This is a genomic window from Pseudomonas cremoris, assembly GCF_014230465.1.
Genome location: NZ_JAAXCY010000019.1, coordinates 28896 through 46649 on the forward strand (window position 1 = coordinate 28896; position 17754 = coordinate 46649).

The 17754-nt window shown below is 60.1% G+C and carries 18 protein-coding genes; 12 read left to right on the plus strand and 6 right to left on the minus strand.

Annotated features, from left to right (window positions below; genetic code table 11):
* The first annotated feature begins 19 nt into the window (after window positions 1-19).
* Genes HF257_RS31720 through HF257_RS31735 form a run of 4 tightly spaced genes read left to right on the plus strand, consistent with a single transcriptional unit; the run spans window position 20 to window position 3532 of the window.
* Window positions 20-940 carry a metal ABC transporter substrate-binding protein gene (locus HF257_RS31720; RefSeq protein WP_185710621.1) on the plus strand — a complete coding sequence of 307 codons (921 nt, stop codon included), beginning with the start codon at window positions 20-22 and terminating at the stop codon, window positions 938-940.
* The gene (locus HF257_RS31725) at window positions 937-1683 is read left to right on the plus strand and encodes a metal ABC transporter ATP-binding protein (protein WP_185710620.1); all 747 of its coding nucleotides are present in this window, start codon (window positions 937-939) and stop codon (window positions 1681-1683) included. The genes HF257_RS31720 and HF257_RS31725 overlap by 4 nt, the downstream gene beginning before the upstream one ends.
* Entirely contained in the window at window positions 1680-2579 is a 900-nt protein-coding gene (locus HF257_RS31730; RefSeq protein ID WP_185710619.1) for a metal ABC transporter permease, read from the plus strand. Before HF257_RS31725 ends, HF257_RS31730 begins: the two co-directional genes overlap by 4 nt.
* Window positions 2579-3532 (plus strand): metal ABC transporter solute-binding protein, Zn/Mn family, encoded by a 954-nt coding sequence (locus tag HF257_RS31735; RefSeq protein WP_185710618.1) that lies wholly within the window; start codon window positions 2579-2581, stop codon window positions 3530-3532. The genes HF257_RS31730 and HF257_RS31735 overlap by 1 nt, the downstream gene beginning before the upstream one ends.
* Before the next feature lie 4 nt (window positions 3533-3536).
* On the opposite strand, the gene HF257_RS31740 is transcribed toward HF257_RS31735, so the two are convergent.
* Window positions 3537-4250: a UTRA domain-containing protein gene (locus tag HF257_RS31740; protein ID WP_185710617.1), complete on the minus strand. Its 714-nt coding sequence runs from the start codon at window positions 4248-4250 to the stop codon at window positions 3537-3539.
* 351 nt (window positions 4251-4601) lie between these two features.
* On the opposite strand from HF257_RS31740, the gene HF257_RS31745 reads away from it, so the two are divergent.
* From HF257_RS31745 to HF257_RS31770, 6 genes are all read left to right on the plus strand, one after another.
* On the plus strand, window positions 4602-5678 hold the full coding sequence (locus HF257_RS31745) for an ABC transporter substrate-binding protein (protein ID WP_185710616.1): 1077 nt from the start codon (window positions 4602-4604) through the stop codon (window positions 5676-5678).
* A 191-nt stretch (window positions 5679-5869) separates the two neighbouring features.
* On the plus strand, window positions 5870-6676 hold the full coding sequence (locus HF257_RS31750) for an alkaline phosphatase family protein (RefSeq protein WP_185710615.1): 807 nt from the start codon (window positions 5870-5872) through the stop codon (window positions 6674-6676).
* Window positions 6673-7509 (plus strand): ABC transporter permease, encoded by an 837-nt coding sequence (locus HF257_RS31755; RefSeq protein ID WP_371319350.1) that lies wholly within the window; start codon window positions 6673-6675, stop codon window positions 7507-7509. The genes HF257_RS31750 and HF257_RS31755 overlap by 4 nt, the downstream gene beginning before the upstream one ends.
* Complete coding sequence (locus tag HF257_RS31760; RefSeq protein WP_185710614.1) at window positions 7496-8296, plus strand: ABC transporter permease; 801 nt, start codon at window positions 7496-7498, stop codon at window positions 8294-8296. The genes HF257_RS31755 and HF257_RS31760 overlap by 14 nt, the downstream gene beginning before the upstream one ends.
* Complete coding sequence (locus HF257_RS31765) at window positions 8293-9282, plus strand: ABC transporter ATP-binding protein (protein WP_185710613.1); 990 nt, start codon at window positions 8293-8295, stop codon at window positions 9280-9282. The genes HF257_RS31760 and HF257_RS31765 overlap by 4 nt, the downstream gene beginning before the upstream one ends.
* Before the next feature lie 29 nt (window positions 9283-9311).
* Entirely contained in the window at window positions 9312-9965 is a 654-nt protein-coding gene (locus HF257_RS31770; protein ID WP_185710612.1) for an HAD family hydrolase, read from the plus strand.
* A gap of 128 nt (window positions 9966-10093) precedes the next feature.
* Here HF257_RS31770 and HF257_RS31775 read toward each other — a convergent pair whose 3' ends face one another.
* On the minus strand, window positions 10094-11056 hold the full coding sequence (locus HF257_RS31775; protein ID WP_185710611.1) for a zinc-binding dehydrogenase: 963 nt from the start codon (window positions 11054-11056) through the stop codon (window positions 10094-10096).
* Between the two features lie 138 nt (window positions 11057-11194).
* Between HF257_RS31775 and HF257_RS31780 the strand changes: the two genes are divergently transcribed.
* Both HF257_RS31780 and HF257_RS31785 read left to right on the plus strand, forming a co-directional pair.
* Window positions 11195-13276, plus strand: a complete 2082-nt coding sequence (locus HF257_RS31780; protein WP_233081657.1) for a carboxy terminal-processing peptidase — start codon at window positions 11195-11197, stop codon at window positions 13274-13276.
* Between the two features lie 118 nt (window positions 13277-13394).
* A complete protein-coding gene (locus HF257_RS31785; RefSeq protein ID WP_233081655.1) occupies window positions 13395-15158 on the plus strand; it encodes a bifunctional diguanylate cyclase/phosphodiesterase in 1764 nt (587 codons plus the stop codon).
* Here the strand turns inward: HF257_RS31785 and HF257_RS31790 are convergent.
* The 4 genes from HF257_RS31790 to HF257_RS31805 all read right to left on the minus strand — a co-directional run bounded on the left by HF257_RS31790 (window position 15155) and on the right by HF257_RS31805 (window position 17596).
* On the minus strand, window positions 15155-15526 hold the full coding sequence (locus HF257_RS31790; RefSeq protein ID WP_005786715.1) for a hypothetical protein: 372 nt from the start codon (window positions 15524-15526) through the stop codon (window positions 15155-15157). The two genes, HF257_RS31785 and HF257_RS31790, sit on opposite strands and share 4 nt — an antisense overlap.
* Window positions 15523-15864: a helix-turn-helix domain-containing protein gene (locus tag HF257_RS31795; protein ID WP_185710608.1), complete on the minus strand. Its 342-nt coding sequence runs from the start codon at window positions 15862-15864 to the stop codon at window positions 15523-15525. Before HF257_RS31795 ends, HF257_RS31790 begins: the two co-directional genes overlap by 4 nt.
* 93 nt (window positions 15865-15957) lie before the next feature.
* Window positions 15958-16416, minus strand: a complete 459-nt coding sequence (locus HF257_RS31800) for a YkvA family protein (RefSeq protein WP_185710607.1) — start codon at window positions 16414-16416, stop codon at window positions 15958-15960.
* A 439-nt stretch (window positions 16417-16855) separates the two neighbouring features.
* Complete coding sequence (locus tag HF257_RS31805; RefSeq protein WP_017136377.1) at window positions 16856-17596, minus strand: FKBP-type peptidyl-prolyl cis-trans isomerase; 741 nt, start codon at window positions 17594-17596, stop codon at window positions 16856-16858.
* Between the last annotated feature and the right edge of the window lie 158 nt (window positions 17597-17754).

Here is a 17754-nt window from a genome sequence, read left to right on the forward strand (position 1 = left end):
ACGAGAAGACCGATTGCCCATGTCTATTTCATCGCCCCTGTCGCGCCTGTTAGTGGTTGGCCTGTTCAGCCTGATGCTCAGCCCCTTTGCACATGCCGAGGCAGCCAAACGCCTGCGTATCGGCATCACCCTGCACCCTTACTACAGCTACGTGACGAATATCGTCGGTGACAAAGCCGAAGTCGTGCCGCTGATTCCCGCCGGTTTCAACCCCCACGCCTACGAGCCGCGCGCCGATGACATCAAGCGCATCGGCGGCCTGGACGTGATCGTACTCAACGGCGTCGGCCATGATGACTTTGCCGACCGCATGATCGCCACCAGCGAGCGCCCGGATATCCCGGTGATCGAAGCCAACGAAAATGTGCCACTGCTGGCCGCCACCGGTAACGCTGCGCGCGGTGCGGGCAAAGTGGTCAACCCGCACACCTTCCTGTCGATCAGCGCGTCGATTGCCCAGGTCAACAACATCGCCCGCGAACTGGGCAAGCTCGACCCGGACAATGCCAAGACTTACACCCAGAACGCTCGCGCCTACGGCAAGCGCCTGCGCCAGATGCGCGCCGACGCCCTGGCCAAGCTGACCAGCGCACCTAACCCGGATCTGCGCGTGGCCACCGTGCACGCGGCCTACGACTACCTGCTGCGCGAATTCGGCCTGGAAGTCACGGCCGTGGTCGAACCGGCCCACGGTATCGAGCCCAGCCCGAGCCAGTTGAAAAAGACCATCGACGAACTGCGCGCCCTGGACGTGAAGGTGATCTTCTCGGAGATGGATTTCCCGTCCACCTACGTCGAGACCATCCAGCGTGAATCCGGGGTCAAGTTGTACCCGCTGTCGCATATTTCCTACGGCGAATACAGCCCCGAGAAGTACGAAGTGGAAATGACCGGCAACCTCAACACCGTGGTCCGTGCGATTCAGGAGTCGGGGGCATGACGGCTGCAGAACAACTGAAAGTGGCCAGCATTGGCCCGACGATCGAGTTCGACAAGGTGTCCCTGACCCTGGGCCGCACAGCGATCCTTGAGGCTGTGAGTTTCCAGGTCGAGCCGGGCAGCATCCATGCGCTCGTCGGCCCCAACGGCGGCGGCAAAAGTTCGCTGATCAAGACCCTGCTGGGACAAACACCGCACCAGGGGCAACTGCGCCTGCAGTGGCCGAGCACCGTAGGCACCATCGGCTATGTGCCCCAGGCCTTGGAGTTTGACCGGGGCTTGCCAATGACCGTGGATGATTTCATGGCTGCGATGTGCCAGCGGCGTCCGGCGTTTCTCGGTTTGTCCAAACACTACGCCGGCGCCATGGGTGACGCGCTTGAGCGGGTGGGCATGCAGGACAAACGCAAGCGGCGCATGGGCGCACTATCGGGTGGTGAACGCCAGCGCGTGCTGCTGGCCCAGGGCCTGATCCCGGCACCGCAACTGCTGGTCCTGGATGAGCCGATGTCGGCCCTCGATGAAGCCGGCATCCAGGTGTTCGAACGCCTGCTCAATGACTGGCGCCTGGCGGGAATTACCGTGCTGTGGATCGAACACGACCTGGAAGCCGTGGGTCGCCTGGCCGACCGCGTCACTGGCCTTAACCGTCGCGTGCTGTTCGACGCCACGCCAAAGGAGGCGCTGACCCCGGACCGCCTGCTGACCCTGTTCTCCACCCACCCTCGGAGCGCGGCGCAATGAGTTATGAAACTTTTCGCTTGATGGTCCAGGGCTGGGCCTCTTCCGGTTATCTGCCGGAAGCGCTTGCCTATGGCTTTGTGGTCAACGCCCTGCTCGCCGGCCTGCTGATCGGCCCGGTACTGGGCGGCCTGGGCACGTTGGTGGTGGTCAAGCGCTTTGCGTTTTTCTCCGAAGCGGTCGGCCATGCCGCACTGACCGGTGTGGCCGTGGGCATTCTGCTAGGCGAACCCTACACCGGGCCGTACGGCGCGCTGTTCGGCTATTGCCTGCTGTTCGGCATCCTGCTCAATTACTTGCGCAACCGCACGGGCCTGGCACCGGATACCTTGATCGGTGTGTTCCTCTCGGTGTCCCTGGCACTGGGGGCGAGCCTGCTGCTGATCCTGGCGGGCAAGATCAACGTGCATATCCTGGAAAACGTGTTGTTCGGCTCGGTGTTGACAGTCAACGGCAATGACCTGCTGGTGCTGGCGATTGTCGGCGCGCTGGTCATGGCCCTGGCCTTGCCGCTGTACAACCGCATCATGCTCGCCAGCTTCAACCCGCAGTTGGCGGCGGTGCGCGGCGTGGCGGTGAAGACCCTGGATTACCTGTTCGTGATCCTGGTGACGCTGATCACCGTCGCAGCGGTCAAGGTGATCGGCGCGATCCTGGTGGGCGCATTGCTGGTGATCCCAGCGGCGGCGGCACGCCTGTTGAGCCAGTCGCTCAAAGGGTTTTTCTGGGTGTCGGTGGCGATTGCCACCGTCAGCACCTTGTGCGGGATCCTGTTGCCAATCATCTTCGACCTGCCTATCCCATCCGGTGCCGCGATCATCCTGATGGCCGGTATCGCCTTCGCCCTCGCCGCCATTGCACGCGGCATCGTACCCAGTCTCAAAGGGAATCTTGGATAATGCGCCCCGTCTTTCGCCCACTGGCCTTGGCCATCGCTTGTTTGATCAGCACCTCGGCGCTGGCTGTGGATGGCTTCGAGCCCAAGGACTTCAAAGTCAACCAAGGCCTTGGCCATGCCGCCCTGACCAAAACCAAAAAACCGGTGAAAGTGTTGGCCTCGCTGCCGATCACGTATGGCCTGGCCGAAGTGCTGCTCAAAGGCAGCGATGTACAACTTGAACGCGCGGCACCGGCGAATCTGCCCGGCTCGCGGCAGGTTTCGTACTTCACTGGCCGTGGCGCACCGGCCCTCAGCAAGTTGGCCGTGGAGGCCGATGCCGCCATCGGCCTGCGCTCGCTGTGGGCGGATGACCCGCTGTACCCGGTGGCGCGACGCAGCAACATCCGCATCGTCGAAGTTGACGCGGCACGCCCGGTGGACGGGGGGTTGCCGGGCATCGCCGTGCAACCAGGCGTCACCGATGGCTTGAACAGCCAACCGTGGCAATCAAGCAACAACCTGGGGCGCATGGCCGATGTGCTGGCCGCCGACCTGAGCCGCCTGGCACCCGGCGCCAAGCCGAAGATCGACGCCAACCTCGCCGCGCTCAAACAGCGCCTGCTCAAGCTCACCGCCGACAGCGAGGCGCGGCTGGCCAAAGCGGATAACCTCACGGTGGTCAGCCTGAGCGATCACTTCGCCTACCTGGTCAGCAGCTTGAACCTGGAAGTGGTCGGCACCGATGCACGGCCCGATGCTGATTGGACGGATGAGGATTTGCAAAAACTCAGCACGCAGTTGAAGGACAACGATGTGGCCGTAGTGCTGCATCACCGCCAGCCGAGTGAAGCCGTGAAAGCGGCGGTGACCGCAGGCGGTTCGCAGTTACTGGTGCTGAACGTCGACAGCGCAGACCCGGTAGCCGAGCTGGAAACCAATGTGGATCAGGTGATCAAGACCCTCACCCCGTGATACATCACACCACGTCCACACCCACGTGGATCGCGTCATGCCGCCAGAATTCCAGGTCGCAGTCGATCAAGCGTTGATGCTGGTCATAGTTGACCCGGGCAATGCGCAAGCCCGGGCTGCCCGACGACACGCGCAACGCGGCGGCGGCCTCTACCGGCAATGATGTCGGCACAATTTCAAAGCGCACACGCCCGTAGTGCAAGTCGTACTTGCGGGCATACAGCTCGGTCATCGACTGGTTCAGGTCGCAGTCCAGAATCCCCGGGAAATACTGCGGGTTCAGGTAATGCTCTACATACAGCACCAAGCGCCCATCAATGCGCCGGCCCCGGCAGATCTGGATCACGCTGGACAATGCCGGCAGTTGCAACCACGCACACACCGCTGCCGACGCCGGTTGCAGCCGCGCCGAGATCACTTCGGTGGACGGCACTCGCCCCTGGTCACTGACCATCGCGTGAAAGTGGCTCCGCTGCATCAAGTTGTAAGCCAGCCGTGGCGGCGAGACAAACCAGCCGCGGCGCTCTTCTCGGTAAATCTGCCCTTGGGCTTCCAGTTGTAACAAGGCTTCCCGCACGGTAATTCGAGTGGTACCAAACAACTCGCTGAGCTTGCGCTCGGCGGGCAGTTTGCTTGCAGGCGGCAACAGGCCGTGGTCGATCTGCTCTTGCAGCGCCAGGCCAATGGATGTCACCGCCTTGATTGCCTCATCACGCATCAATGTTACCTATCTGGACTAGACCAGCACTGTTCAGGTGCATAAACCGCTCCGTAAACGGGCTACTACTGCTGCTTGCCAGCCTAGGCATTGCAGATGACCGACAGATGACAGTCCGTGTCGCCCGCCGCAAGCACACCCTGCAATACATCGGCCAAGTCCAACCATTACGGGCACTTGAGCATGGTCTACGCTCACTCTGCGACGTGCGACATCCGCGATTTAAAAACGACATCGACATGAAACTGTCATCCATCGAGCCTAGATTGGCTCAGGTATTGCTGACCTAGACCAACACCACCGCAATCGTTCATAAAAACGCAGCGTTGATAACGCCCAAAGGAGCTTCGGATGAAACAGCTTTTCCTGGCATCACTGTTAGGCTCGACCATTGCCATGTGCACCGCCGCCATGGCCGCTGATACCGATCTAAAAACCCTGGAAGCTGCCGCAAAGGCAGAAGGCGCAGTGAACAGCGTCGGCATGCCCGATGACTGGGCCAACTGGAAAGGCACCTGGGAAGACCTGGCCAAGACCTATGGTCTCAAGCACATCGACACCGACATGAGCTCGGCTCAGGAAATCGCCAAGTTCAAAGCCGAAAAAGACAACGCCAGCGCCGATATCGGCGACGTCGGCGCGGCATTCGGTCCGATTGCGGTGAAGCAAGAAGTGACCCAGCCTTACAAACCGTCCACCTGGGCCCAGGTGCCGGATTGGGCAAAAGACAAAGACGGTCACTGGGCATTGGCCTACACCGGCACCATCGCGTTTATCGTCAACAAGAAGCTGCTGCACGGCTCCGATGTGCCCACCAGTTGGGCTGACCTGCAAAAAGGCAAATACAAAGTCTCCATCGGTGACGTAAGCACCGCAGCCCAGGCAGCCAACGGTGTGCTGGCCGCAGCCATCGCCAACAAGGGCGATGAGAAAAACATTGCCCCGGGCCTGCAGTTCTTCACCAAAATCGCCCAGCAAGGCCGTCTGTCGCTGTCCAACCCGACCATCGCCACCATGGAAAAAGGCGAAGTCGAAGTGGGCGTGGTCTGGGACTTCAACGGCTTGAGCTACAAAGCCAAGATGGCCAACCCGGATGACTACGTGGTGCTGATCCCATCGGACGGCTCGGTGAAATCCGGCTACACCACCATTATCAACAAATACGCCAAGCACCCGAACGCCGCCAAGCTGACCCGCGAATACATCTTCAGCGATGCCGGCCAACTCAACCTGGCCAAGGGTAATGCGCGCCCCATCCGTGCTGAAACCGACCTGAAACTGCCGGCCGATATCGCCAAGAACCTGATCCCGGGCGAGCAGTACACCAAGGCCAACCCGCAGCCGATCAAGGATGCCGATGCCTGGGAAGCAACTTCCAAGAAGCTGCCGCAGTTGTGGAACGAGCAGGTCATTGTAGAAATGAAGTAAGGCTGGAACCCACATTGGAGCTCCACTGGAGATCCAATGTGGGAGCGGGCTTGCTCGCGAAAGCGGTGTACCAGGCAGTGCATCAGTTAGCTGGACCACCGCTTTCGCGAGCAAGCCCGCTCCCACAGTTTTGACCCCACTCATCCAATAAATTCGAGCCAAAACCAATCTGTTGCGGAGCTCCAGCCCCCATGAAGCACAATGTCATCCTTGTCGTGCTCGACGGCCTGAACTTCGAGGTTGCCCGACACGCCATGGGGCACTTGCAGGCCTATGTCGGCGCAGGACGCGCAGCCCTCTACACGCTGGAATGTGAACTGCCCGCCCTGTCCCGTCCGCTGTATGAATGCATCCTCACCGGTGTGCCGCCGATCCTGAGCGGCATCGTGCACAACCATGTCTCGCGCCTGTCCAACCAGCGCAGCATTTTCCATTACGCCACCGACGCAGGCCTTACCACAGCGGCGGCGGCTTACCACTGGGTGAGCGAGTTGTATAACCGCACGCCCTTTCTCGCCGCACGCGATCGCCATACCGACGACAAGACGCTGGCGATCCAGCACGGGCATTTCTACTGGAATGACCACTACCCCGATTCCCACCTGTTCGCCGACGCCGAAAGCCTGCGCCTCAAACACGCGCCGAACTTTCTGGTGGTGCACCCGATGAACATCGACGACGCCGGCCACAAGCACGGCCTCGACACCCCGCAGTACCGCAACAGTGCACGCTCGGCCGACATCATCCTGGCCGACTACCTGCAAGGCTGGCTCGACGCTGGCTACCAGGTGCTGGTGACCGCCGACCACGGCATGAACAACGACCGCTCCCACAACGGGCTGCTGCCGGAAGAGCGCGAAGTCCCGCTGTTCGTCCTGGGCGATGCCTTCAGCCTGGATGCCAAGGCCACCCCCAAACAGACCGAGCTGTGCGGCACCGTCTGTGAACTGCTGGGCGTGCCCCACGACAAACCTGTATGCCGGGAGCTGTTGAAATGACCCGTGGTAAATGGCTTGCGCTGCTGTGTCTGGTGCCGTTTGCGTTGTTCTTTATCGTGTTCGAAATTGCCCCGCTGGTGTGGGTGCTGATCAACAGCCTGCAAACCGAAGAAGCCGGCTGGGGCCTGGAAAACTTCACGCGGATCTTCAGCTCGAAGTTCTACCTGCAAGCCATCCAGTTCAGCCTGGAGATCAGCTTCTATTCCAGCGTCTTCGGCATCATCATCGCCACGCTGGGCAGCTATTCCCTGCGCCGGGTGGATTCGCCACTGCGCAATTTCGTCACCGCGTTTGCCAACATGACCAGCAATTTTGCCGGCGTACCCCTGGCGTTCGCGTTCATCATCCTGCTGGGCTTCAACGGCAGCATCACCCTGATGCTCAAGCAGGCGGGGATCATCCAGGACTTCAACCTGTACTCCAAAACCGGGCTGATCATCCTCTATACCTATTTCCAGATTCCCCTCGGCGTGCTGCTGCTCTACCCCGCCTTTGACGCGCTGCGCGAGGACTGGCGCGAGTCGGCCGCCTTGCTCGGCGCCAACGGCTGGCAGTTCTGGCGGCATATCGGCTTGCCGGTGCTCACGCCAGCGCTGCTGGGTACCTTCGTGATCCTGCTGGCCAATGCATTGGGCGCCTACGCCACGGTGTATGCACTGACTACCGGTAACTTCAACGTGCTGCCGATCCGCATCGCGGGCCTGGTCTCCGGCGATGTGTCACTCGACCCGAACATGGCCAGCGCCCTGGCCGTGGTGCTGGTGGCACTGATGACGGTGGTCACCGTAGTCCATCAACTGCTGCTCAAGAGGAGCTACCATGTCTCGCGCTGAAGCCGGCCCAGCCTCGCTCTACCATCGGGTAGTGGTGTGGGTGTTGTTTGCGATCCTGGTACTGCCTTTGGTGGGCACCTTTGTCTACTCGATTGCCAGCAGTTGGTCAGCGACCATCCTGCCTGCAGGGTTTACCCTGAAGTGGTACGTGCAGTTGTGGAGCGACCCGCGCTTCTTGATGGCCTTCGGGCAGTCGTTGCTGGTGTGCGTGGGCGCGTTGATCCTGTCGGTGGTGCTGATCTTGCCGCTGTTGTTCGTGGTGCATTACCACTTCCCCAAGCTCGATGCGCTGATGAACATCCTGATCCTGCTGCCCTTTGCGGTGCCGCCGGTGGTGTCTTCGGTGGGCCTGCTGCAGCTCTACGGCTCCGGGCCGATGGCGATGGTGGGCACGCCGTGGATTCTGATCGGTTGCTACTTCACCGTGGCGCTGCCGTTCATGTACCGGGCGATCACCAACAACCTGCAAGCCATCAACCTGCGCGACCTGATGGACGCCTCCCAACTGCTCGGCGCCAGCACCTGGCAGGCGGCGATCCTGGTGGTGCTGCCAAACCTGCGCAAAGGCCTGATGGTTGCGCTGCTGCTGTCGTTCTCGTTCCTGTTCGGTGAATTCGTCTTTGCCAACATCCTCGTGGGCACCCGCTACGAAACCCTGCAGGTGTACCTCAACAACATGCGTAACAGCAGTGGCCACTTCACCAGTGCCGTCGTGATTTCCTACTTCTTCTTTGTGCTGGTGCTGACCTGGGCCGCCAATATCTTGAACAAGGACAAAAGCCAATGAGCTTCGTCAGCGTCCAACACCTGCAAAAAGGCTACGCCGGCACCCCGGTGTTCAGCGATATCAACTGCGAGATCGCCAAAGGCGAGTTCGTCACCCTGCTCGGCCCCTCCGGCTGCGGCAAGTCGACCTTGCTGCGCTGTATCGCCGGTCTCACCTCGGTGGACAGTGGGAAAATTCTGCTGGATGGCCAAGACATCGTCCCGCTGAGCCCGCAGAAACGTAACATCGGCATGGTGTTCCAGAGCTACGCCCTGTTCCCCAACATGACCGTGGAACAGAACGTCGCGTTCGGCCTGCGCATGCAGAAGGTCAACGCCGACGACAGCCACAAGCGCGTGCAGGAAGTGCTGCAACTGGTGGAACTCAAGGACCTGGCCAGCCGTTACCCGCACCAGATGTCTGGCGGCCAATGCCAGCGCGTAGCCCTCGCCCGCTCCCTGGTCACCCGCCCACGCCTGCTGTTGCTGGATGAACCGTTGTCGGCGCTGGATGCGCGGATTCGCAAGCACCTGCGCGAACAGATCCGCCAGATCCAGCGCGAACTGGGGCTGACCACGATCTTCGTGACCCATGACCAGGAAGAAGCGCTGACCATGTCCGACCGCATCTTCCTGATGAACCAGGGCAAGATCGTGCAGAGCGGCGACGCCGAGACCCTCTACACCGCGCCGGTGGACGTGTTTGCCGCCGGTTTTATCGGCAACTACAACCTGCTGGACGCCGACAAGGCCACTCAACTGCTGCAACGCCCGATCAGCAGCCGCATCGCCATTCGCCCAGAAGCCATTGAGTTGAGCCGCCACGGTGAACTCGACGCCCTGGTGCGCAGCCACAGCTTGCTGGGCAACGTGATTCGCTACCGCATCGAAGCGCGCGGCGTGGAGTTGGTAGTGGACGTGCTCAACCGCTCGGCCGACGATCTGTACCCGGAGGGGCAACGCCTGGCACTTTCCATCGACCCAAGCGCCCTGTGTGAAGTAGCCTGATGCAACGTTTTATTGAGAGAGCATGACCGATGGCATTGGTAATTTTTGATTTGGACGACACCCTGATCCACGGCGACTGCGCCACCTTGTGGAGCGAGCAGATGGGCCGCCTGGGCTGGGTCGACGCTGAGTCGTTCATGCGCAAGAACCATGAACTGATGCACGCCTACAGCCAGGGCCAACTGAAGATGGAAGACTTCATGGACTTCAGCCTGGAACCGATGATCGGCCGTACACCGGCGGAAATCGAACACCTGGTGGAGCCGTGGGTCGAGGACGTGATCGAGCCGTTGATCTACAGCGACGCCACCAAGACCATCGCGCGTCACCGGGCCAATGGCGACCGGATCCTGGTGATCTCGGCGTCCGGCACGCATTTGGTCAAGCCGATCGCGGCACGCATCGGAATTGATGAAGTGTTGGGGATCGAGCTGGAAGTCAGCCATGGCGTGTACAGCGGGCGTACCGTCGGCGTACTGACCTACCGCGAAGGCAAGATCACGCGCTTGCTGGAGTGGTTGGAGCAGGAAGGCGAGACGTTGGAGGGGGCGTACTTCTATTCGGATTCGCGTAATGATCTGCCGTTGCTGTTGAAGGTGGATCATCCGCAGGTGGTGAACCCTGATCCGGTCTTACGGGCGCATGCGCAACAAGCCGGCTGGCCGATCCACCACTGGATCTGATTCAACCTAGATCCAAATGTGGGAGCGGGCTTGCTCGCGAATGCGGTGTGTCAGATGAAATATTCTTCACTGACACACCGCATTCGCGAGCAAGCCCGCTCCCACATTGACTGTATTTCAAGCTGAAATCAGGTCAGGCTTTCGTCAATTACCAATACAAGTTTCCCGCTAATCTGGTTAGTCGCCAACTCCGCAAACGCCGCCTCGGCATCCTTGATCGCAAAGGTCTTTGCCAACTGCGGGCTCAAGCGCCCCTCTACAAACAACGGCCACACATGCTGGCTTAAATCACTGAGCAAATCGGCCTTGAACTGATCACTGCGACTGCGCAGGGTCGAGCCCAGCAGTTGCACACGCTTGCCGAGCACCTGCGCCAGATCCAGCTTGGCTTCACGTCCACCCATCAAGCCGATCAACACCCAACGACCATCCAGGGCCAGCAGTTTGAGGTCCAGGGCCGCATAGTCACCGCCCACCGGGTCGAGAATCACATCGAACGGCCCAAAGTCCCGCAGGGCCTCGATGCCGTTGGTACGTACCACGCCGCCCTGGGCGCCCAAGTCTTCGCAGTAGGCCAGGCGCTCCGCCGAGCCCACGCTGACCCAGCAGGGGCTGCCAAACGCCTTGCACAGCTGGATTGCGGCTGAACCCACACCACTGGCGCCAGCATGCAGCAACACTTTCTCACCGGGTTTGAGGCCCGCCAACTGGAACAAATTCAGCCACGCCGTGCTGTACACCTCAGGCAGCGCCGCCGCTTCGATCAGCGACAGGCCTTCCGGTACCGGCAGCACATGGCGCGCATCCACCACCACTTCTTCGGCCATGCCGCCACCGGCCAGCAGCGCGCAAACACGGTCGCCCAATTGCCACGACGAACCTGCCCCGACCTCGCTGATCACCCCGGAACACTCCAGGCCCAGCACATGGCTGGCGCCCGGTGGTGGCGGATAAAGGCCCGCTCGCTGCAATAAATCGGCCCGATTGAGGCCCGCCGCCGCCACGCGAATACGAACTTGGCCTACATCGCATGTAGGACTTGCTTCATCCAACCACTCCACATGACCTTCAACGCCTTGCAATGCTTTCACAGTGCCTCCATAGTGAGTCTGGACTGAGCCCGTAGCTGTATCGCCGGGTTTTTTGCATTATGCGACCGGACCATATGGAACCGGCTCCCTCAAAGACGGCCTAATATGCGTTATCAATTGCCCCCGCGTCGAATCAGCATGAAGCATTTGTTCCCCAGCACCGCCCTCGCTTTTTTCATTGGTCTCGGCTTCGCGTCGATGTCGACCAATACGTTCGCAGCCAACAGCTGGGACAACCTTCAGCCGGATCGCGATGAGGTGATTGCCAGCCTTAACGTCGTCGAGTTGCTCAAGCGCCATCACTACAGCAAACCGCCGCTGGACGACGCGCGCTCGGTGATCATCTACGACAGCTACCTCAAGCTGCTGGACCCGTCGCGCAGCTACTTCCTGGCCAGCGATATCGCTGAGTTCGACAAGTGGAAGACTCAGTTCGACGACTTCCTCAAGAGCGGCGACCTGCAGCCTGGCTTCACCATCTACAAGCGATACCTGGACCGCGTCAAAGCGCGTCTGGACTTCGCTTTGGCTGAGCTGAACAAGGGCGTCGACAAGTTCGACTTCACCGAGAAGGAAACCCTTCTGGTGGACCGCAAGGACGCTCCTTGGCTGACCAGCACCACCGCACTCGACGACCTGTGGCGCAAACGCGTCAAGGACGAAGTGCTGCGCTTGAAGATCGCCGGCAAAGAGCCCAAGGCCATCCAGGAACTGCTGACCAAGCGCTACAAGAATCAATTGGCGCGCCTGGACCAGACCCGTGCCGAAGATATCTTCCAGGCCTACATCAATACTTTCGCGATGTCCTACGACCCGCACACCAATTATCTGTCGCCAGATAACGCGGAAAACTTCGACATCAACATGAGCCTGTCGCTGGAGGGCATCGGTGCCGTCCTGCAAAGCGACAACGACCAGGTCAAGATCGTGCGCCTGGTGCCAGCAGGCCCGGCAGACAAGACCAAGCAAGTCGCTCCGGCTGACAAGATCATCGGTGTAGCCCAGGCCGACAAAGAGATGGTCGATGTGGTCGGCTGGCGCCTGGACGAAGTGGTCAAGCTGATCCGTGGGCCGAAAGGCAGCGTGGTGCGCCTGGAAGTGATTCCGCACACCAATGCGCCAAACGACCAGACCAGCAAGATCGTGTCCATCACCCGTGAAGCGGTGAAGCTCGAAGACCAGGCCGTGCAGAAGAAAGTCCTCAACCTCAAGCAGGATGGCAAGGACTACAAGCTGGGCGTCATTGAGATCCCGGCCTTCTACCTGGACTTCAAGGCGTTCCGCGCTGGCGACCCGGACTACAAGTCCACTACCCGTGACGTCAAGAAAATCCTGACAGAGCTGCAGAAGGAAAAAGTCGACGGTGTGGTCATCGACCTGCGTAACAACGGCGGCGGTTCCCTGCAGGAAGCCACCGAGTTGACCAGCCTGTTTATCGACAAGGGCCCGACCGTATTGGTACGCAACGCTGACGGCCGCGTCGACGTGCTGGAAGACGAGAACCCAGGCGCCTTCTACAAAGGCCCGATGGCGTTGCTGGTCAACCGCCTCTCGGCATCCGCTTCGGAGATTTTCGCCGGCGCGATGCAGGACTATCACCGTGCGCTGATCATCGGTGGACAGACCTTCGGCAAAGGCACCGTGCAGACCATTCAGCCGCTGAACCATGGCGAGCTGAAACTGACGCTGGCCAAGTTCTACCGGGTTTCCGGGCAGAGCACCCAGCACCAGGGCGTACTGCCGGATATCGATTTCCCGTCGATCATCGACACCAAGGAGATCGGCGAAAGCGCCCTGCCGGAAGCCATGCCGTGGGACACCATCCGCCCTGCGATCAAGCCGGCGTCGGACCCGTTCAAGCCGTTCCTGGCGCAGTTGAAAGCTGACCATGACACCCGCTCCGCCAAGGATGCCGAGTTCGTGTTCATCCGCGACAAGCTGGCCCTGGCCAAGAAGCTGATGGAAGAAAAATCCGTCAGCCTCAATGAAGTGGACCGCCGCAAACAGCACGCCGACATCGAGAATCAGCAGCTGGTGCTGGAGAACGCCCGCCGCAAGGCCAAGGGTGAAGATCCGCTCAAAGAGCTGAAGAAAGAAGATGAAGATGCGCTGCCGACCGAAGCAGACAAAACCAAGCCGGAAGACGACGCCTACCTGGCGGAGACGGGCCGGATCCTGCTGGACTACCTGAAGATCAGCAAACAGGTGGCCAAGCAGTAAATGATGGCGAATTAATGTGATCGCTCCTTGGAGTGTCATCATATAGACATCATTCTGTCGTGAAATGAAGGACCGCAGGCTCACCGCCTGCGGTCCTTTTTTTTCGATCGAGATCGCCATGACCATGACCGAACAGCTGAATGCATTGGGCTCTATCCTGGCTCAAGGCAGTTTGCACAGCTTGTTCCAACCGATCATCTGCCTGTCCGAACGGCGCATTCTCGGCTATGAAGCCCTAAGCCGTGGTCCGTCCAACAGCCCGCTGCACTCCCCCGTCGCCTTGTTCTCGGTGGCCGGCCAGGCGGGACGCCTCAGTGAACTGGAAATGGCCTGTCGCGAAAGCGCCTGCCGACGTTTCAGCGAGCAAAAGCTGCCGGGCAAGCTGTTCCTGAACGTCTCGCCGGAATCCCTGATGGAAACCGCCCATCAACCGGGGCGCACCCTGCAATTGCTGCATGACTACGGCATTCCTCCAAGCCAGGTGGTGATCGAACTCACTGAACAAACCCCCACCGACGATTTCGACCTGCTGCAAACCGCACTGCACCATTACCGCAACATGGGCTTCTCGATCGCCCTGGACGACTTGGGCGCCGGCTATTCCAGCCTGCGCTTGTGGTCAGAACTGCGGCCGGATTACGTGAAGATCGACCGGCACTTTATCGACGGCATCCATCAGGACGCACTCAAGCGCGAGTTTGTCGGCTCGATCCTGCAAATCGCCAAGGCGTCACGCGCGCAAGTGATCGCCGAAGGTATCGAACTGCCCGAAGAGTTGGCCGTATTGACCGAAATGGGGGTGGACCTGGTCCAGGGCTATTTGCTCTGTCGTCCACAAGAACATCCGCCGCAGGAAGTGCGCCAGATGCTGCCCAAGCCCGACAGCGCCAACGTAGCGCTGAGTGATGAAGGCAGCGACCTGAGCGCCCTGCTCAACGAGCAACCGGCGATGGATCAGGACACCGCCACCGCCCAGGTGCTGGAGGCCTTCCGCCGCCAAGCCAACCTCAACTCCTTGGCGGTGCTGGATGGGCGCGGCCAGCCGGTAGGTATCGTGCACCGGCATTCGTTGTCGGATGCGCTGCTCAAGCCGTTTGCCACCGACCTGTTTGCACGCAAGCCCATCAGTCGCCTGATGAGCACCGACTTCCTGGCGGTGGAGCTGAGCCAGTCGCTGCAACAGGTCAGTCGGTTGCTCACCAGCCGGGCGCGGCAACGTATCGAAGAAGATTTCATCATCACCCTCAACGGCGACTATCTGGGCCTGGGTCGGGTGATCGATGTGCTCAAGCTGATTACCGAGCTGAAAATCCAACAAGCCCGCTACGCCAACCCACTCACCCTGCTACCGGGCAACGTGCCGATTCAGCAGTGCCTGACGCGGCTGTTGCAGCAACAACGGGAGTCGGTGATCTGCTACGTGGATATCGACAGCTTCAAGCCGTTTAACGATATCTACGGCTATGGCCGTGGGGATGAGGTGTTGCTGTGCCTGGCACAGTGCCTGAACGACCGCGTAGACCCCAGCCGCGACTTTGTCGGGCATATCGGCGGTGATGATTTCTTGCTGGTGTTGGGCCCGCAGGATTGGCGCAAGCGGCTCAACCAGTTACTGGACGACTTCCACACCCAATGCCGGCGTTTCTATCGCGCCGAACACCTTGAGGCCGGCTGCTTCGTGGCATTGAACCGCCAGGGCGTGCGCCAGGAGTTCGCACTGCTGTCGCTGTCCATCGGCGTGGTGCATTTATATCCACAGGCCTGTGGACAACTCGATGCCAGCCAGTTGGCGGAATTGGCTTCACAAGCCAAGCACCATGCCAAGGACATGGCGGGCTACAGCATCCATGTGATTGACAGTATGGATAGCCTGCCCGTTTAAGCCTCGGCGGATTCCGGGTATTCGTACTCGAATACCCGCACTACCTCAGAGGCGTGCCAGGACGCCGCGGCCACGCCATCGGATGGCCCGCTGAAACGCCCCAGGCGTTCCACACACTCAAAAAAACCGGTACGCGGCAAGCGGCTGGCGCCCTGGCTGATCACCAGGGAGCTGCGCAACGGTTGCTCGGCCTTGGCGTCCAGCGCCGCCAGGTGTTCCAGGGCCGCAGCCAGGGTTTGCATGGCCGGCGTGGGAAACTGCAAGCGCTCCAATAACGCACGGTAAGTCAGCAGATGGCGCTGGCGACGCGCCTGGTCCAGTTCGTTGAGTAACCCATCCCAGTGTTGACGACTGATACGTAGGCTCAAGATTCATCCCTCCAACCTGCAACGCCCAATTCCCAGGCCAGGCTGCGGCGGATCGCGGCATCCGGCTGGCGTTCACCACTTTCAATCAAACCAAGGTACGAGGGGCTGATGCCCACCGTACGGGCTAGGGTTTCAATCGCCAAGCCCTTGTCTTCGCGCAGGCCACGCAGCTCTGCAAGCGGGCGCAGATCCTGGGCGGGTGCAGCTTGGGCAGTTGCTGAAGAAGGAGGTGGAGTGGGTTGTTGCTGACCGGCAGCTTTTAGCAGCGCCTGGTACTGGTCCCATGGCAACACCGCGTACTCGGGTTCGCCATTGCGTGAAATGATCTGAATATCCATGACTGCCCCGTAGGATAACTGCACTTACTGAGTAAGCTCTTTCCTTAGGAGTGTAATCCTAACAGCCACAAAGGTCGCAGGGGGATATCCGCATCATGCATTTTTTTGCGGGTTTTCCTTGGCTAACAATGCGGGTGTGGCAGGCAAGCGTTCGACTACGGCGAGCTTTTCCGGGCGCTGCGCCTCGCGCCAGGTGCGAAAGGCGCTCAGTTCTCCATCCAGGGTCTTCATGACCCATGCCAGTACGGCGATGTCATCGAGCATGCCGAACATGGGGATAAAGTCTGGGATCGCATCAATCGGGCTGAGGAAATACATCAACCCCGCCACTACCGAGATCAGCGCCTTGGGACTGATAGCCCGGTACTCACCGCGCCAGTAGGCCAGGCACAGGGCCTGTAACAGTTTGAGATCGTCCTTGAGCTTGCCCAGCCGGCTACCCTGGTTCGAGCTCTTGGCGGCGACGGCAAACAGCAGGGTTGGCAAACGGCCACGGCCAAGCAAGCGTGCGGCCATGGGCAGGAAACGGGTGAAATTGAAGGGTGGTTTCATTCGTCACTCCAGTTCCAGGCGGTCGAAAATGTTATCCACACAAATTGTGGATAACCTTGTGAACAGAGCCCCTTTTGCAGGCTGAAAGCCACGGTTTACAAGGCCTGCAGTTAGATCGGGCGTTTTTTGCGCACATAAAAAAAACCCAAGATTTCATTGACTTGGCGTTGATGTGCGGCTACCCGTACTCGAGTGTTATATCAGACTGTTACCCGCCACGGACGTTCGGTTGGATTCATGTAGTGAGCGGGCTTGCCCCGCGCTGGGGGGCGAAGCCGCCCTAAATCCAGGCACCTCGGTCGTTCTAAGACACTGAGGCGGTCTTATTGGGGCGGCTTCGCCCCCCAGCGCGGGGCAAGCCCGCTCACTACAACACCCGTCAGGGCTGCACAAACAACAACGCCCCGTCGAGACGGGGCGTTGTGTGTTCAGGCGCCGATTACTTCTTGGCGGCTGGTGCTGCAGGTGCGTCAGGGGCTTCAGCCTTGGCTGGGTCCTTGATGGCCAGCAGTTCCAGGTCGAATACCAGCACGGAGTTGGCTGGAATCGCCGGGCTCGGGCTCTGAGCGCCGTAGGCCAGGTCGGAAGGAATGTACAGCTCGACCTTCTCGCCGACGTGCATCAGTTGCAGGCCTTCGACCCAACCTGGGATCACACCGCTGACCGGCAGGTCAATCGGGCTACCGCGATCCACGGAGCTGTCAAAGGTAGTGCCGTTGGTGAGCTTGCCGGTGTAGTGAACAGTCACGACATCAGTCGGCTTAGGCTGTGCGCCGTCGGCTTTCTTGACGATCTTGTACTGCAGGCCGGAAGCGGTGGTGACGACGCCGTCTTTCTTGGCGTTGTCTTCGAGGAATTTCTTGCCGGCGGCTGCCGACTCTTCGCTCATTTTGGTCATGCGTTCTTCAGCACGTTTCTGCAGTGCTGCAAACGCTTCAACCAATTCGTCGTCTTTGAGCTTCTGCTCTTTTTTGCCGACGGCATCTTCGATGCCTTGGGCTACTGCTTTGGAATCCAGGTCATCCATGCCTTCTTGGGCAAGGCTCTTGCCCATGTTCAGGCCGATGCCGTAGGAAGCCTTCTGCGCCGGGGTTTTCAGCTCTACGCTGGTCTGCGAATCACAACCCGCAAGTACCAGGCTAACCAGGGCCACCGCCGCCGCCAACCGATGCTGTTTCATGCTATTTCCTTGTTCATGCGCCAAAAGGGCAATCGAATAAAGTCGCGAGCTTATCAGGCGGCCACGACCAATGGCTACCGGCATCTGAGCAGGAGTTTTCCGATAAGTTCACGTGTTTAAAAGCATTTTCATTCATGATGAGGGCCCGCGACGGATCG

What these genes read in the sequence shown, in the direction of transcription:
- HF257_RS31755 (WP_371319350.1), top strand. Translation starts at nt 6,673, where the DNA reads ATGACCCGTGGTAAATGGCTTGCGCTGCTGTGTCTGGTGCCGTTTGCG.
- HF257_RS31805 (WP_017136377.1), bottom strand. Translation starts at nt 17,596, where the DNA reads ATGAAACAGCATCGGTTGGCGGCGGCGGTGGCCCTGGTTAGCCTGGTA.
- HF257_RS31745 (WP_185710616.1), top strand. Translation starts at nt 4,602, where the DNA reads ATGAAACAGCTTTTCCTGGCATCACTGTTAGGCTCGACCATTGCCATG.
- HF257_RS31735 (WP_185710618.1), top strand. Translation starts at nt 2,579, where the DNA reads ATGCGCCCCGTCTTTCGCCCACTGGCCTTGGCCATCGCTTGTTTGATC.
- HF257_RS31730 (WP_185710619.1), top strand. Translation starts at nt 1,680, where the DNA reads ATGAGTTATGAAACTTTTCGCTTGATGGTCCAGGGCTGGGCCTCTTCC.
- HF257_RS31780 (WP_233081657.1), top strand. Translation starts at nt 11,195, where the DNA reads ATGAAGCATTTGTTCCCCAGCACCGCCCTCGCTTTTTTCATTGGTCTC.
- HF257_RS31800 (WP_185710607.1), bottom strand. Translation starts at nt 16,416, where the DNA reads ATGAAACCACCCTTCAATTTCACCCGTTTCCTGCCCATGGCCGCACGC.
- HF257_RS31750 (WP_185710615.1), top strand. Translation starts at nt 5,870, where the DNA reads ATGAAGCACAATGTCATCCTTGTCGTGCTCGACGGCCTGAACTTCGAG.
- HF257_RS31765 (WP_185710613.1), top strand. Translation starts at nt 8,293, where the DNA reads ATGAGCTTCGTCAGCGTCCAACACCTGCAAAAAGGCTACGCCGGCACC.
- HF257_RS31785 (WP_233081655.1), top strand. Translation starts at nt 13,395, where the DNA reads ATGACCATGACCGAACAGCTGAATGCATTGGGCTCTATCCTGGCTCAA.
- HF257_RS31760 (WP_185710614.1), top strand. Translation starts at nt 7,496, where the DNA reads ATGTCTCGCGCTGAAGCCGGCCCAGCCTCGCTCTACCATCGGGTAGTG.
- HF257_RS31740 (WP_185710617.1), bottom strand. Translation starts at nt 4,250, where the DNA reads ATGCGTGATGAGGCAATCAAGGCGGTGACATCCATTGGCCTGGCGCTG.
- HF257_RS31795 (WP_185710608.1), bottom strand. Translation starts at nt 15,864, where the DNA reads ATGGATATTCAGATCATTTCACGCAATGGCGAACCCGAGTACGCGGTG.
- HF257_RS31770 (WP_185710612.1), top strand. Translation starts at nt 9,312, where the DNA reads ATGGCATTGGTAATTTTTGATTTGGACGACACCCTGATCCACGGCGAC.
- HF257_RS31720 (WP_185710621.1), top strand. Translation starts at nt 20, where the DNA reads ATGTCTATTTCATCGCCCCTGTCGCGCCTGTTAGTGGTTGGCCTGTTC.
- HF257_RS31725 (WP_185710620.1), top strand. Translation starts at nt 937, where the DNA reads ATGACGGCTGCAGAACAACTGAAAGTGGCCAGCATTGGCCCGACGATC.